This is a genomic window from Streptomyces sp. FIT100 (assembly GCF_024584805.1).
Lineage (GTDB): Bacteria > Actinomycetota > Actinomycetes > Streptomycetales > Streptomycetaceae > Streptomyces.
Genome location: NZ_CP075715.1, coordinates 6,719,464 through 6,733,747 on the forward strand (window position 1 = coordinate 6,719,464; position 14,284 = coordinate 6,733,747).

Genomic DNA, 14,284 nt, shown 5'->3' on the forward strand with positions numbered 1-14,284 from the left:
TAGATTCGGAATCGACGCTCTCAGGTGGCGCGACAGAGCCCGATCCGCCAGGCCGAAGCAGGAGCACCCCATGCCTCGTATGACCGCCGCCCGAGCGGCAGTTGAGATCCTCAAGCGCGAAGGTGTCAGCCACGCGTTCGGTGTGCCGGGCGCGGCGATCAACCCCTTCTACAAGGCCCTCAAGGAGGGTGGCGGCATCGACCACACCCTCGCCCGCCATGTCGAGGGCGCCTCGCACATGGCCGAGGGGTACACCCGCACCCACCCCGGCAACATCGGCGTCTGCATCGGTACGTCGGGCCCCGCCGGAACGGACATGATCACCGGCCTCTACTCGGCGATCGGTGACTCGATTCCGATCCTGTGCATCACCGGCCAGGCGCCGACCCACGTGATCCACAAAGAGGACTTCCAGGCCGTCGACATCGCCTCGATCGCCAAGCCCGTCACCAAGGCCGCGACGACCGTCCTGGAGGCCGCGCAGGTCCCCGGCGTCTTCCAGCAGGCATTCCACCTGATGCGCTCCGGCCGGCCCGGCCCCGTGCTCATCGACCTGCCGATCGACGTCCAGCTCACCGAGATCGAGTTCGACCCGGAGACGTACGAGCCGCTGCCGGTCTACAAGCCCGCCGCGAGCCGCGCCCAGATCGAGAAGGCGATCTCCTTCCTCCTCGCCTCCGAGCGCCCCGTGATCGTCGCGGGCGGCGGCATCATCAGCGCCGACGCCTCCGATCTGCTGGTCGAGTTCGCCGAGCTCACCGGCACGCCCGTCATCCCGACCCTGATGGGCTGGGGTGCCATCGCCGACGACCACGAGCTCAACGCCGGCATGGTCGGCGTGCAGACCTCGCACCGCTACGGCAACGCCAACTTCCTCGACTCGGACTTCGTCCTCGGCATCGGCAACCGCTGGGCCAACCGCCACACCGGCTACAAGCTCGACGTCTACACGAAGGGCCGCAAGTTCGTCCACGTCGACATCGAGCCCACCCAGATCGGCAAGATCTTCGCGCCGGACTACGGCATCGCCTCGGACGCCAGGGCCGCGCTGGAGCTCTTCGTCGAGATCGCCAAGGAGCTGAAGGCCGAGGGCCGGCTGCCCGACCGTGGCGCGTGGGTCGGCGCCACGCAGGAGCGCAAGGCCACGATGCTGCGGCGCACGCACTTCGACGATGTGCCGCTCAAGCCGCAGCGCGTGTACGAGGAGATGAACAGGGCGTTCGGTCCGGAGACGCGCTACGTCACCACGATCGGCCTCTCCCAGATCGCCGGCGCGCAGATGCTGCACGTCTACAGGCCGCGCCACTGGATCAACTGCGGCCAGGCCGGCCCGCTCGGCTGGACCATTCCCGCCGCGATCGGTGTCGCCAAGGCGGACCCGGAGGCCCAGGTCGTCGCCCTCTCCGGCGACTACGACTTCCAGTTCATGATCGAGGAACTGGCGGTCGGCGCCCAGCACCGGATCCCGTACGTCCACGTCCTCGTGAACAACTCCTACCTGGGCCTGATCCGTCAGGCGCAGCTCGGCCTCGACCTCAACTTCCAGGTCAACCTGGAGTTCGAGAACATCAACTCCCCGGAGCTCGGCGTCTACGGCGTCGACCACGTCAAGGTCGCCGAGGGGCTCGGCTGCAAGGCGATCCGCGTCACCGAGCCGGACCAGCTGCTGCCCGCGTTCGAAGAGGCGAAGAAGCTGGCTCAGGAGTACCGGGTCCCGGTCGTCGTCGAGGCGATCCTGGAGCGGATCACCAACATCTCGATGAGCCGCACCATGGACATCAGCGACATCTCCGAGTTCGAGGAGCTCGCCACCGCACCGGACCACGCGCCTACGGCGATCCGCCCGCTGTCCGTCTGAGGCCCGAGGACCGCGTCCTGCGCTCCGGACGTCCCGGAGCGCAGGACGCGGAAACCCGCGCGACGCTGTCGTACCCATGCGGCACACTGCCCGGCATGGACATCGTCATCAGGCGCGCCGAACCCGTGGAGTTCGAGCAGCTCGGGGAGATCACCGCGCAGGCGTATCTCGGGGACGGGCTGCTCGGCTTCGGCGAGGACGACGCCTATCTGCACGTGCTGCGCGACGTCGCCGCCCGCGCCCAGGACGGCGCCGCCGACGTGCTCGTCGCCGTGGACCAGGACGCGCGGCTGCTGGGCGGAGTGACGTTCGTGGGGGCCGGGGGCCCGTTCGCCGACATCGCACGGGACGGCGAGGCCGAGTTCCGCATGCTCGCCGTGTCCCCGCACGCCCGTGGCCGTGGTGCCGGAGAGGCCCTCGTCCGTGCATGCATCGCGCAGGCCCGCGCCACCGACGGCTGCCGACGGCTCATGCTCTCCACTCAGCGCAGCATGCACACCGCCCACCGCATCTACGAGCGCCTGGGGTTCGTCCGCACCCCCGACCGTGACTGGGAGCCGCTGCCCGGCTTCACCCTGCTCACCTACGGCCTTGAGCTGTGAACGGAACCGGCGGGTAGAACCGCCATGCGGCCGCCCGACTGCCCGACCGGCCGGGGCGGCGGCTCCGGTCGGGTTCCGGGCAGGCCCCGGCCCTCCCGTGGGGAGGGTCGGGAGGGACGGCTGGCCCCCGCCCGGGAGTCGCAACCACCGCGGGCGGGGTGCGCACAGCATGCACCCCGGCGGCCCACCGCGGTAGGGGTGTGCCGGAACGAATGTGCGGGCCGGGCAGGGGCGCCGCCGCCCGGCACCGCCGGGTCACGCGCGAGCGCCCGCCCCGGTGAGGGGCGGGCGCCGTCCACGACGAGTGCCTCAGCAGTTCTTGTAGTCGTACCTGGTCGAGTTGTACGAGCAGGTGTCGACGCGGCTGCCGTTCGACCGCTTCAGCGTCGCGGTGTCCTTGTCGTTGTTCCACACGTACCAGGAGCGGCCCTGGTAGCGGGTCGTGCTGGAGTTGGTCCCCTTGCCGGTCCGCACCGTCACCGTCTTGCCCTTGCCGAGCGTGAACGACGCGAAGACGTACTTGTGGTTCGAGGCGTCGGTGAGCGTCCACCCCTTCAGGTTCACGGCGGCGCCGGTGGTGTTGCGGATCTGCACGTACTCGGCGTTGAGGCTGGAGTTCGCGCCGCGGTCCGAGCCGGGGCTGTCGTAGTAGATCCGGTAGAGGTGGACGGAGCCGGCGGCCTGCGCGGGCGCGGGCAGTGCGAGGAGTCCGGCGAAGGCCGCCGCCGTGACGGCGGCGGCAGCCGTGCGGGTACGAAGCATGAACGTCCCTAGGATGTGGCCGGGCACCCCCCAAATCGGGCCCGGCGGGACGCTCACACTATGACGGAGCCAATCGCCCTCAACCGCGCGTTATCGAATCGCGATAGAGCGGTCAAATGTGCGAGCGGTTGCCGCGCGGGCGCGCCGTGGACCCCTTGCCGGCCCGGGTCCGGGTGGTGCGGGCGGCCCGGGCGGTGCGGGCGTACACCAAGGCGACCACGACCGCGGCGGCGACCGCGGTTCCGACGACGGCCAGCCACTCCCAGAGCGACGCGGGCCGAAGGGCGACGGTGACGGCGGCGGCCGCCGCGATCGGCACGGTGAGGCCGACGATGAACATGCGGTCGGTACGGTCCACGGCTACCTCCGGTGCATCCCGCCCGTTGGGTGCGGTCCCCGGAGGGGGCGAGGGCAGGCGCCGACAACGGTACGCCAGTCGACGGGAGGTGGCGCCGGGCCGGAGGATGTCCGTCAGGGCCAGGTGACGTCCGTCGGGTCGGCCGGCTCGTTCGTGGCCTGGACCACCGGGCCGCCCGTGCTGCTCTGGACGACCGTGTTGCCGTCCCCGTCCACACCGGCCGGGTAGCGGCCTTCCCAGCCGAACTTGGGCTCACCGCCGCTGTGCTGGTCGGGCCCCGGCCCGGGGTCCGCCGTGGCGGCGGCCACACCGCCCGCCATGCCGACCGGGTCGAGCAGCACGGCGGAGACCGCCGCCGAGGCGAGCGCGCCGAGCACCGCCCCGCACGCCGTCCGGGCATGACCGCGGCCCTTGGCCGAGAGCGACAGCGAATCGGCGAGCCGGTCGCCCAGACTGCGCCCGAGCGCGGCCGCCGCGCGCCCGGCCGCCATGCTCGGAATCAACGACCATGCCATCGACGGCCCCCTTGTGTAGAGACGGTGTGAAGATGGTATGGCTATACCCGGTTGTTCGGTGTGGCACGTTGTGCGGCATCAAGTCCTTTTGGGCAAGGGGTGGTTGGGATGGCGGCAGCAGCACGACAGGGAGCGGCCGGCGGCGGGGGCAAGGCCGCGGGCAACGCGGTCATCGGCATCGTGGTCACCGCTCTGGTGACCCCCGTGATCGGGAAGGTGAGATCCGGCTCCCGTGGCGGCGTCCGCGCGGCCGGTGAGGGGCTGGTCGCGGCCCTCCGGGACTACGCGCTCTCGGGCGAGCAGGGGGCCGCCCGCCACCACACGGCGCTCCTGGTGTTCAACCAGGCGTGCCGTGACGCGCAGTTCATCCGCTTCGGCAAACGCCGTGTGCCCTACCGGGACCTGGCCGATCTGGCGGAGGCCACCGTACGTGCCGTGGACGAGGTCAAGAGCGCTGCGAACGGGGGAGACGTGCTGAAGCTCGTGACCGAGTTCGAGACCGCGGTCAAGGCGATCTGACGCGAGTCCGCGGCGGGGAGCCCTCCGAGACGAGCCCGCAGGCGGGAGCCCGCAGGCAGGAGCGCGCAGGCGGGAGCGCGCAGGGTGTGAGTGCGCAGGCGGGAGCCCGGGGGCCTGACCCCGCCGGGTGATCGTGCATGCTGGGCGCACTCGTCGAGCACGGGGACGATTCGCCGATCCCACCACTTCACACTCGAACGGCATGAAGGAGGTGCGGTGAACCGCCACGAACGCCACAACGCGCTCGTCGGGCTGCTCGGCGAACGCCAACAGGTCGAGGTCGAGGCCGTGGCCATCGAGTTGCGCGTGTCCGTGGCGACGATCCGCCGCGACCTCGACCACCTCGCGGAGCAGCAGCTGCTGACCCGCACACGGGGCGGAGCGGTGGCCCGGACCGTCGCGTACGACCTGCCGCAGCGCTACAGATCGGTGCGGCGCCTGGCGCAGAAGCAGCGCATCGCCGAGGCGGCGGCCGCCATGGTCGGACCGAGCATGGTGATCGGACTGAACGGCGGGACCACGACCACCGAGGTTGCGAGGGCCATCGGCGAGCCCGGCGGCTGCACGGTGACGATCGTGACCAATGCGCTGAACATCGCCGGCGAGCTGGCCGCGCGCCCGCACATCAAGGTCGTGACCACGGGTGGGGTGGTCATGCCCCAGTCCTACGAGCTCGTCGGGCCGCTGGCCGGTCGTGTGCTGCGCGAGGTCAGCCTGGACATCGCCTTCATCGGCGTCGACGCCGTCGACCCGGCGCTGGGCGCGAGCGCGCACAGCGAGCACGAGGCGAGCACCAACGCCCTGCTGGCCCAGCGTGCCCGCAGGCTCGTGGTGGTGGCGGACAGCCGGAAACTCGGCACACGTGCCTTCGCCCGTATCTGCGCCCCTGCGGAGATCGATCTCCTGGTGACGGACTCCGAAGCTCCTGAGCAGGCCGCGGAGTTCACACGGCGCGGGGTGAGAGTCCTCCAGGTCTGACGGCGAGACGCTGCGCGAACCGTGCGCGGTCGCTGCTCATTTGTGAGCGGTTCCACGAGATTTCAATCACCTCTTGTCTCCCGCGCGCACGGCGGTGCAAGATTCAGGGGCTCCGCGGCTGGCATCCACCCCATGGTGCCCCGTTGTGCGCTCGCTGCGCTCCCCCTGCCCGACCACCTTGCCGGAGGTGAAAGTGATGGCCTCTGTGCCCGCGTCACCCCGCCTGGCCTCCGCACCACCAGAAGCGACACCCGACGCCACCGCGCCCCCCACCGGAGGGAACCGGACCGGGTCGAAACGGAAACCGCTGCGCCACCGGCTGCGGCGTGACCGGATGCTTCTTCTGCTGTGCGTGCCCGGCATCCTCTACTTCGCGGTCTTCTTCTATCTGCCGCTGGCGGGCAACATCATCGCCTTCCAGGACTACCAGCCCTATCTGGGCTTCCGGCAGAGCCCGTTCGTCGGCTGGACCAACTTCACCGCACTCCTCGCGGAGCCCGAGTTCTGGTCGGCCGTCTGGAACACCCTGGAGATCAGCACCGTCCAGCTGATCCTCTACTTCCCCGCGCCCATCGCCCTCGCACTCTTCCTCAACTCGCTGATCAGCAACAGGACCCGGCGGCTGATGCAGACCGTGGTCTATCTGCCGCACTTCCTGTCCTGGGTCGTGGTCGTCGGCATGTTCCGGCAGGTGTTCGGCGGAGCCGGCACGGTCAGCAGCTATCTGAACGACCACGGCGTCCACGTCGGCAACCTCATGAACAACCCTGACACGTTCATCCTGCTGATCACCTCCCAGGCCATCTGGAAGGACGCCGGCTGGGGCGCGATCATCTTCCTCGCGGCCATGGCCTCCATCGACAACTCGCTCTACGAGTCGGCGGCCATGGACGGCGCCGGATGGCTGCGCCGCATGTGGCACATCACCCTGCCCGGCATCCGCCCCGTGATGATCATGCTGCTGATCCTGCGACTCGGCGACATCCTGTCCGTCGGCTTCGAGCAACTGCTCCTCCAGCGCGACGCGGTGGGCACGGGCGCGGCGGAAGTCCTCGACACCTACGTCTACTTCCACGGCGTCGTCGACGGCGACTGGGGCATGTCCACCGCGGCCGGGCTGATGAAGGGCGTCATCGGCTTCATCCTGATCGTCCTCGCCAACAAGCTCGCGCACCGCCTCGGCGAGCAGGGGGTCTACCGATGAGCAGCACGCCGATGTCCGCATCCCTCGGCAGATTCCTCGGCAGGCGCCGCCGCCGGCCGGCCGAACGCCCGGTGTGGATGGAACGGCCGACCTGGGCAGGACAGGGTTTCAAGTTCCTGGTCATCGTCGCGATGACGGTGGCCGTCGGCTACCCGTTCCTGCTCGCCCTCGGCACCAGCCTCGCCACCAAGGCGGAACTCGCCGCCAACGGCGGCTATGTGCTGCTGCCCGCGCGTCCCACCCTGGAGGCATACCAGGTGGTCCTCGCCGGCGGCGTGGTGACCCGGGCCGCGCTGGTCAGCGTCGGCGTCACCCTCGTCGGTACCGCGCTGAGCCTGCTCTGCACGGTCTGCCTCGCCTACGGGCTGTCGCGGCCCGGCACGTACGCCGGCAAGCCGCTGCTCCTCGTCGTGGTCGGCACCTTCCTCTTCACCCCCGGCATCATCCCCAACTACCTGGTGGCGCAGGAGCTGGGCCTGCTCGACACCTACGGCGCCATGGTCGTCCCGATCATGCTCAACGCCTTCAACGTCATCGTGGTGCGGGCCTTCTTCCAGAGCATCCCGGAGGAACTCCACGAAGCCGCGCGGCTCGACGGTGCCGGAGACCTCGCAGTCATGCTGCGGATCGTGCTGCCGCTGTCGAAGGCGGTGATCGCGGTCGTCGGCATGTACTACGCGGTCACGTACTGGAACAACTTCTTCAACGCGGTCCTCTACATCAACGACCAGGACAAACTGCCGCTCCAGGTCGTCCTGCGCTCCTACGTCCTCCAGGGCGACACCTTCAACGCCAAGGCGATGGGCGTCAGCGCGCTGCCGGCCAGCACCTCGCTGTCGATGGCCGTGCTGATCCTCGCGGTGATTCCGATCGTCGCCGTCTACCCCTTCCTCCAGAAGTACTTCGCCAAGGGCGTTCTCACCGGCGCCATCAAGGCATGAGCCGTTCCGTCACGCCTCACTGTCCCCAAGGAGAGCCATGTCCTCCAGCAAGCTCGACCGCCGCGGCTTCCTCGGCGCCGCGGGCGCCGCGGGCCTCGCCGCCGCAGGCGCCGGCAGCCTCACCGCATGCAGCAACGGCGGAGCAGCCGCCGGCGGCGGTGCGGAGGCGTCGGCCAGGCTCAAGTTGCCGGCGTACGTGCCGGCGAAGGTCCCCGTACCCGACCTGCCCGGCAACGCCGACGGCCTGGACCCGGCGTATCTGCGCTACCCGAAGGACCTCGTCCGGGCCGTCGCCAAGCTGCCCGGCGACGGAGAGCCGGTCACCTGCCTGACCGAGACGTTCACCACCCCGCCGCCGGCGATGAACCGCAACGCCTACTGGCAGGAGCTCAACAAGCGGCTCGGCTCCGAGCTGCGGATGACGATCGTCAACGGCCTCGGCTCCGACGACGTGTACCGCGCGAAGTTCAACGCCATCATCGCCGGAGGCGAGCTGCCCGACCTGATGTGGTTCCCGCCGAACCAGGGCCTGAAGAACGTCCCGGCCCTCCTGGAGGCGAAGTTCCACGACCTTACCCCGTATCTGTCGGGCGACGCGGTCAAGAAGTACCCGAACCTGGCGAACATCCCCGACTTCGCCTGGCAGACCGCCGTCCTCAACGGGAAGATCTGGGGACTCGCCGTCCCCTACGGCCGGATGGGCCAGGTCTACGTGGCCAACGAGGACTTCTGGAAGCCGGTCGGCGGCGTGCGGTTCGACAGCGCGCAGGACTTCTTCGAGAAGTCCAAGGACCTGCTGGACACCAAGCGCAAGAAATACGTGCTGGAGCCCGCGTACACCAACCACATCCTGCAGTTCGCCATGTGGCACGGCATGCAGAACAAGTGGAGCGCCGACGACGGCAAGCTCACCTACATGTTCGAGACGGACGAGTACTTCGCCGGTATCGAGTTCGCCCTCAAGTGCCAGGCGGCGCAGCTCTTCTGGCCTGACCCGAACCTGCCCACCACACTGGAGAAGATGGAGGGCGGCTTCCTCGGTGTCCACGTCCAGTCCTTCCCCGGCTTCCTCAACGACAGCAACATGTACGACTGGCCGGCGAAGGTCGTCGTCCCTTTCGCCGCCGAGCCGGGCCTGACGCCGAGCTGGCACTTCGGATACGGCTCCGTCGGCTTCACCGCCATCAGCAACAAGGTGGGCAAGGACCGCATCGAGACGCTGCTCAAGGTCATGGACTACCTCAGCGCCCCCTTCGGCAGCGAGGAGCGCCTCTTCCTCGACAACGGCCTGGAGGGTGTCCACCACACCCGCTCCAAGGACGGCGACGTCGTGCTGAACACGAAGGGCAACGCCGAGGTGCTCACCACCCGGCAGGCCATCAACTTCTTCGGCAACGCCCCGCAGACCCTCTACCTGCCCGGCAAGCCGGACACCACCCGGGGGATCCACGCGACCGAGGTCGAGCTCATGAAGATCGCCAAGGCCGACGCGAGCACGGGCTACTTCTCCGACACCTACGCGAACAAGGGCGCGTCCTCCAGCGACGAGTTCTACCTCGCCGTCAAGGACATCGTGGCCGGCCGCAAGCCCCTCTCCTCGTTCAAGAAGGAGATCCTGCCCAAGTGGCGGCGGACCGCGGGCGACGCCATGCGCCGCGAGTACGAGAAGGCCATCGCGAAGGGAGCCGGCAAATGACCCAGGACCTCCGGATCGGAGTCGTCGGCCTCGGGCTGCGCGGCGCCCTCGCGGACCACGCGCACCGCCCGGGAGCCGGGTCCGTGGTCACCGCCGTCGCCGACACCGACGCCGGGGTACGGGAGGCGGTGCCCGGGCGCTTCGCCGGGGCCGTCGCCGTCGCCGACCACCGGCGTCTGCTGGACGACGACACGGTCGACGCGATCATCGTCGCGACCCCCGACGACACGCACGAGGCCATCGCCTGCGACGTGCTCAGGGCGGGCAAGCCGGTCTACGTGGAGAAGCCGCTCGGTATCACCGTCGAGCAGTGCGACACGATCCTGCGCACCGCGCACGAGACCGGCAGCCGCCTCTACGTCGGCCACAACATGCGGCACATGGGCGTCGTCCGGCTGATGCGCGACATCATCGCCCGCGGCGACATCGGCGAGCCGAAGACCGTCTGGGTACGCCACTTCGTCTCCTACGGCGGCGACTACTACTTCAAGGACTGGCACGCCGACCGGAGCCGCACCACCGGCCTGCTGCTCCAGAAGGCCGCCCATGACATCGACGTCGTGCACTGGCTGGCCGGCGGCTACACCACCCGCGTCAACGCCCTGGGCGATCTGATGGTCCACGGCGACCTGCCCCGCCGCGCACCGGACACACCGCGCCCGGACGGCTGGCTGCGCGACTTCGAGTGGCCGCCGACCGCCCGCCGCGACCTCCACCACATCGTCGACGTCGAGGACGTGTCCGTGATGAACATGCGGCTGGACAACGGCGTCATCGCCGCCTACCAGCAGTGCCACTTCAGCCCCGACTACTTCCGCAACTACACCGTCATCGGCACCGAGGGGCGCCTGGAGAACTTCGGCGACCGGCCGGGTGACGAGGTCCGCGTCTGGAACACCGGCCCCAGCGCGTACCGCGCCGACGCCGACGCCGTCCACCGCGTACCGGAGGCGACGGGCTCGCACGGCGGCGCGGACTCCTCGATCATGGCGGAGTTCTGCCGCTTCGCCCGCGAAGGCGGCGCCACCGACACGTCGCCGGTGGCCGCCCGCATGAGCGTCGCCGCCGGTGTCATGGCCACCCGCTCCCTGCGCGAGAACGGCGCGGCGTACGACGTGCCGCCGCTGGACCCGTACCTGACCGCGTACTTCGAGAAGGGCCAGCCGGCCGGGGGCTGACCCCGCCGAGGGACCGCAGGCGTTCCCCTTGCTCGTCTCCTACTCGGCTTGCTTGTCCTACTCGTCCTACTCGTCGATCTGGAGCACCGCCATCATGCCCGCGTCCTCGTGGTTGAGGATGTGGCAGTGGAGGACCGTCCTGCCCGGGTAGTCGAGGAAGCGGGTCCTGATGACGATGTTCCCGCGCGGGGGCACGTCCACGGTGTCCTGGAAGCCGCGGTTGACCTGCGGCTTGCCGTTGACGCTCATCACCTGGAAGTCGTTGGTGTGCACGTGGAAGGAGTGCACCTCGTCGCTGTCGTTCCTGATCGTCCACTCCTGCACCGTGTTGAGCCTGGCCCGGAAGTCGACGCGGTTGTGGTCGAACTGCTTGCCGTTGATGTAGAAGAGCGTGCCGTCCGCGTTCTCCGTGAAGGCGATCGTCCTGCGGCCCGCGACGGGCTCCTTCGCCAGGTCGTCCACCGGCGCGAAGGCGGTGGGCAGGGCCGCGGGCCGCATGGGCGCGCCCTCGGACCGGACCGTGGCGAGCGTGGCCCGGGGGAACTGGTTGCCGGCCTTGCCGGTGTTGTACGGCAGGGTCTGGAGCTCCGTCACCCCCGCCTCCGGGCCCTGCACGAGCACGTCGTAGCGGGCGCCGGCCGGGATGACGAGGGCGTCGGCCGCGTAGACCTCGTTCACGGGGTAGCCGTCGCGGGCGACGACATGGAACGTGGTGCCCGGCAGGGCCACCTTGTAGAAGATGTTCGCCCCGATGTTCGCGAGCCGCCACAGCTGGGTCTCGCCGGGCCGGATCCGGATGCGCGGGTTGAGCTGGCCGTTGACGGTGCGCGTGGTCGGCGCCCCCATCTTGAGGTCCTGCGTCTTGATCCGGTCGCCGACGAGCTGGAAGTCCTTGAGCGCGATGACGTGTTCGGTGATGCCGCGCAGGGAGGCGGGCATGTACTGGTCGAGCCCGTCGACCACGATGATGCCCGACATTCCGCCGGCCGTCTGGGCGGCCGAGAGTGTGTGCGGATGCGGGTGGTACCAGTACGTCCCCGGCTCCAGGCTGTCCGGGAAGGCGTAGGAGTACCGGTACGTCTTCCCCGGCTCGATCGCGAGGAAGACGTTGTCGGAATTGCCGGCGGGGGAGACGTGCATGCCGTGGACGTGCAGGTTCGTCTGGTTGTCCAGCTTGTTCACGAACGTGATCTCCATGTGGTCGCCCGGCCGCAAGCGCAGCGTCGGCGGCATGTAGCGGCCGTTGTAGGTCAGCGCCCACACGTCGCGTCCCGCCAGCGGAACCTTCTTCCGCTCGACGACGATCGTCGTTCTGAGCAGGCCGCCCCTGCTGACGGCCTCTGCCGGATCGCGCAGGTCGGAGGTCGTCTGCGCGGTGATGGCCGGTGACGGCGACACGCTCGACGGCGGCGCCGACGACGGGGTGGAGTGGGCGTGCGGGCCCCGTCGGGACTCCGTTGCGCACCCCGACGCGAGGGCCAGGGCCAGGGCGAGGGGGACGAGTGCGGCTGCGACGACGGTCGCAGGCCGGTGGGCGTGCGGATTCAAGCTGAACTCCCAACGAGAACTGCCGAGCACTTCGGGAACGGACGGTTGGTGGACGGTGGGCGGACGGTTGGTCCGGTTCGTCATGATGCATCCTGAATATGGGGAAACAGTCGAAGGCTCGAAGGGGGTGCGCTCCTGCTTGAACGCCCACCACCGGATCCACCCGTGTGTCAGCGGGTGCGTACCCGCAGTGACCTTCGAACGGAGAGAACCATGCGTGCCTCACTTCTCCAGCTGTCCGTCGACTCCTCCGAAACCGCCGGGGACCGCCGCCTCCGGGCCGCCGCGAAGGTCCGCGAGCGGGCCGGTGACGACCTCGTCGTGCTGCCGGAGCTCTGGACGGCCGGAGCGTGGGCCTACGACGCCTGGGAACGCGACGCCGAGGCACTGGACGGCCCCACCGCCGAGGCGATGTCCGCCGCCGCGCGTGCCGCCGGCGCCTGGGTCCATGCCGGGTCGATCGTCGAGCGGGACGAGGACGGGACGACGTACAACACCGCGCTCCTCTTCGACCGGGACGGAAGCCTGCGCGGTCACTACCGGAAGATCCATCGGTACGGATTCGACAGCGGCGAGGCCGTCGCCATGGGCGGCGGCAGCGACATCGTCACCGTCCCCACCGAATTCGGCGGGCTGGGCCTCGCCATCTGCTACGACCTGCGCTTCCCTGAACTCTTCAGAGGGCTGCTCGACGCCGGGGCGGAGCTGATCGTGGTGCCGGCCGCATGGCCGGCGGCCCGTCTCGCGCATCTGGAGCTCCTGGTCCGCGCGCGTGCGGTGGAGGAGCAGGTCTTCGTGCTGGCCTGTGTCGCCGCCGGAGCCCACGGCGGAGTCCAGCAGGCCGGTCACAGCATGGTCGTCGACCCCTGGGGAAGCGTGCTGGCCGAGGCGGGCGACCACGAGGCGACCGTGACGGCGGACGTCGACATGGCGGAGGTCGCCCGGATCCGCTCCGAACTGCCCGTCCTGCGCGACCGGGTGCTCGGCATCCCCGCCCCTGTGCCCGGGTAGGGGGTGTGATGTGAGCTATGTGAAACCCGGCAGCGCGTATGCGCGGGACAGCCGGTACATCACCACCCGGATCACCGCCGATGGGCGTGACGGCTTCCCTGTGGAGCCCGGCCGCTACCGTCTGGTGGTCAGCCGCGCCTGTCCGTGGGCGAGCAGGGCGGTGATCGTACGGCGGCTCCTCGGGCTGGAGCGGGCCCTGCCGATGGCCATCGCCGGGCCCACGCACGACGAGCGCAGCTGGACCTTCGACCTGGACCCGGGCGGCCGTGACCCGGTGCTCGGCATCGAGCGGCTCCGGGAGGCGTATCTCGCCCGCGATCCCGGCTACGACCGCGGCGTCACGGTGCCGGCGATCGTCGACGTACCGACCGGCCAGGTGGTGACCAACGACTACGCGCAGATCACGATCGACATGTCACTGGAGTGGACGGCATACCACCGCGACGGGGCCCCGGCGCTCTACCCGCCCGCGCTGCGACCGGGGATCGACGCGGTGAACGAGGTGGTCTACAGGGAGGTGAACAACGGGGTCTACCGGGCCGGGTTCGCCGGATCGCAGGACGCGTACACCCAGGCGTACGAGCGCCTGTTCGCCGAGCTCGACCGGCTGTCGCGGCAGCTCGAAGGAGCCCGCTACCTCGTCGGGGACACGATCACCGAGGCGGATGTGCGGCTGTTCACCACGCTGGTGCGTTTCGACGCCGTCTATCACGGCCACTTCAAGTGCAACCGGCAGAAGCTGTCCGAGATGCCGGTGCTGTGGGCGTACGCGCGGGACCTGTTCCAGACCCCCGGGTTCGGCGACACGGTCGACTTCGACCACATCAAGCGGCATTACTACATGGTGCATCGCGACATCAATCCGACCGGGATCGTGCCGGTGGGGCCGGACCTGTCGGACTGGCTTGAGCCGCACGACCGTGCGGCGCTGGGCGGGCGGCCGTTCGGCGCCGGCAGCCCACCCGAGGCGGTCGCCCCCGACGAGGCGGTGCCGGCAGGCCACACGCCTCCGGGGGCCGCCTGACCGGGCGTCGGCTGGGCATGTCCGCCGGACACACCGTCGATCGTCGGACGGTGTGGTTGGTGTATTCGCCGTCCCTGTGGGAAGGCAGGG

The 14,284-nt window shown here is 69.7% G+C and carries 14 protein-coding genes; 10 read left to right on the forward strand and 4 right to left on the reverse strand.

Annotated features, from left to right (window positions below; all coding sequences use genetic code 11):
• Nucleotides 1-70: 70 nt before the first annotated feature.
• Nucleotides 71-1,858: a glyoxylate carboligase gene (gene gcl / locus KK483_RS30055; RefSeq protein WP_262008356.1), complete on the forward strand. Its 1,788-nt coding sequence runs from the start codon at nt 71-73 to the stop codon at nt 1,856-1,858.
• A gap of 95 nt (nt 1,859-1,953) precedes the next feature.
• The gene (locus KK483_RS30060; RefSeq protein ID WP_262008357.1) at nt 1,954-2,460 is read left to right on the forward strand and encodes a GNAT family N-acetyltransferase; all 507 of its coding nucleotides are present in this window, start codon (nt 1,954-1,956) and stop codon (nt 2,458-2,460) included.
• Nucleotides 2,461-2,769: 309 nt separating this feature from the next.
• On the opposite strand, the gene KK483_RS30065 is transcribed toward KK483_RS30060, so the two are convergent.
• From KK483_RS30065 to KK483_RS30075, 3 genes are all read right to left on the reverse strand, one after another.
• Nucleotides 2,770-3,222, reverse strand: a complete 453-nt coding sequence (locus KK483_RS30065) for a lamin tail domain-containing protein (protein WP_262008358.1) — start codon at nt 3,220-3,222, stop codon at nt 2,770-2,772.
• A 112-nt stretch (nt 3,223-3,334) separates the two neighbouring features.
• On the reverse strand, nt 3,335-3,580 hold the full coding sequence (locus KK483_RS30070) for a hypothetical protein (RefSeq protein WP_262008359.1): 246 nt from the start codon (nt 3,578-3,580) through the stop codon (nt 3,335-3,337).
• A 113-nt stretch (nt 3,581-3,693) separates the two neighbouring features.
• Nucleotides 3,694-4,095, reverse strand: coding sequence for a hypothetical protein (locus KK483_RS30075; protein WP_262008360.1), 402 nt, complete (start codon nt 4,093-4,095; stop codon nt 3,694-3,696).
• Nucleotides 4,096-4,203: 108 nt separating this feature from the next.
• Between KK483_RS30075 and KK483_RS30080 the strand changes: the two genes are divergently transcribed.
• The 6 genes from KK483_RS30080 to KK483_RS30105 all read left to right on the forward strand — a co-directional run bounded on the left by KK483_RS30080 (nt 4,204) and on the right by KK483_RS30105 (nt 10,611).
• Complete coding sequence (locus tag KK483_RS30080) at nt 4,204-4,614, forward strand: hypothetical protein (RefSeq protein WP_262008361.1); 411 nt, start codon at nt 4,204-4,206, stop codon at nt 4,612-4,614.
• A 216-nt stretch (nt 4,615-4,830) separates the two neighbouring features.
• Nucleotides 4,831-5,592 (forward strand): DeoR/GlpR family DNA-binding transcription regulator, encoded by a 762-nt coding sequence (locus KK483_RS30085; protein ID WP_262008362.1) that lies wholly within the window; start codon nt 4,831-4,833, stop codon nt 5,590-5,592.
• Nucleotides 5,593-5,788: 196 nt separating this feature from the next.
• Nucleotides 5,789-6,796 (forward strand): sugar ABC transporter permease, encoded by a 1,008-nt coding sequence (locus tag KK483_RS30090; RefSeq protein WP_262008363.1) that lies wholly within the window; start codon nt 5,789-5,791, stop codon nt 6,794-6,796.
• Nucleotides 6,793-7,737, forward strand: a complete 945-nt coding sequence (locus tag KK483_RS30095) for a carbohydrate ABC transporter permease (RefSeq protein ID WP_262008364.1) — start codon at nt 6,793-6,795, stop codon at nt 7,735-7,737. The genes KK483_RS30090 and KK483_RS30095 overlap by 4 nt, the downstream gene beginning before the upstream one ends.
• Nucleotides 7,738-7,774: 37 nt before the next feature.
• Nucleotides 7,775-9,433, forward strand: coding sequence for a hypothetical protein (locus KK483_RS30100; RefSeq protein ID WP_262008365.1), 1,659 nt, complete (start codon nt 7,775-7,777; stop codon nt 9,431-9,433).
• Nucleotides 9,430-10,611 carry a Gfo/Idh/MocA family protein gene (locus tag KK483_RS30105; RefSeq protein WP_262008366.1) on the forward strand — a complete coding sequence of 394 codons (1,182 nt, stop codon included), beginning with the start codon at nt 9,430-9,432 and terminating at the stop codon, nt 10,609-10,611. The genes KK483_RS30100 and KK483_RS30105 overlap by 4 nt, the downstream gene beginning before the upstream one ends.
• Before the next feature lie 66 nt (nt 10,612-10,677).
• On the opposite strand, the gene KK483_RS30110 is transcribed toward KK483_RS30105, so the two are convergent.
• Entirely contained in the window at nt 10,678-12,243 is a 1,566-nt protein-coding gene (locus tag KK483_RS30110; protein ID WP_262008367.1) for a multicopper oxidase family protein, read from the reverse strand.
• Between the two features lie 129 nt (nt 12,244-12,372).
• Here KK483_RS30110 and KK483_RS30115 point away from each other — a divergent pair, with 129 nt between their 5' ends.
• Nucleotides 12,373-13,170, forward strand: a complete 798-nt coding sequence (locus KK483_RS30115) for a nitrilase-related carbon-nitrogen hydrolase (RefSeq protein WP_262008368.1) — start codon at nt 12,373-12,375, stop codon at nt 13,168-13,170.
• Between the two features lie 19 nt (nt 13,171-13,189).
• Nucleotides 13,190-14,194, forward strand: a complete 1,005-nt coding sequence (locus tag KK483_RS30120; RefSeq protein WP_399016216.1) for a glutathione S-transferase family protein — start codon at nt 13,190-13,192, stop codon at nt 14,192-14,194.
• Nucleotides 14,195-14,284 lie beyond the last annotated feature (90 nt).

Bases quoted from the DNA above. Each gene is read 5' to 3' on its own strand.
- gcl (WP_262008356.1), top strand. From the start codon at position 71: ATGCCTCGTATGACCGCCGCCCGAGCGGCAGTTGAGATCCTCAAGCGC.
- KK483_RS30060 (WP_262008357.1), top strand. From the start codon at position 1,954: ATGGACATCGTCATCAGGCGCGCCGAACCCGTGGAGTTCGAGCAGCTC.
- KK483_RS30065 (WP_262008358.1), bottom strand. From the start codon at position 3,222: ATGCTTCGTACCCGCACGGCTGCCGCCGCCGTCACGGCGGCGGCCTTC.
- KK483_RS30075 (WP_262008360.1), bottom strand. From the start codon at position 4,095: ATGGCATGGTCGTTGATTCCGAGCATGGCGGCCGGGCGCGCGGCGGCC.
- KK483_RS30080 (WP_262008361.1), top strand. From the start codon at position 4,204: ATGGCGGCAGCAGCACGACAGGGAGCGGCCGGCGGCGGGGGCAAGGCC.
- KK483_RS30090 (WP_262008363.1), top strand. From the start codon at position 5,789: ATGGCCTCTGTGCCCGCGTCACCCCGCCTGGCCTCCGCACCACCAGAA.
- KK483_RS30095 (WP_262008364.1), top strand. From the start codon at position 6,793: ATGAGCAGCACGCCGATGTCCGCATCCCTCGGCAGATTCCTCGGCAGG.
- KK483_RS30100 (WP_262008365.1), top strand. From the start codon at position 7,775: ATGTCCTCCAGCAAGCTCGACCGCCGCGGCTTCCTCGGCGCCGCGGGC.
- KK483_RS30105 (WP_262008366.1), top strand. From the start codon at position 9,430: ATGACCCAGGACCTCCGGATCGGAGTCGTCGGCCTCGGGCTGCGCGGC.
- KK483_RS30110 (WP_262008367.1), bottom strand. From the start codon at position 12,243: ATGACGAACCGGACCAACCGTCCGCCCACCGTCCACCAACCGTCCGTT.
- KK483_RS30115 (WP_262008368.1), top strand. From the start codon at position 12,373: ATGCGTGCCTCACTTCTCCAGCTGTCCGTCGACTCCTCCGAAACCGCC.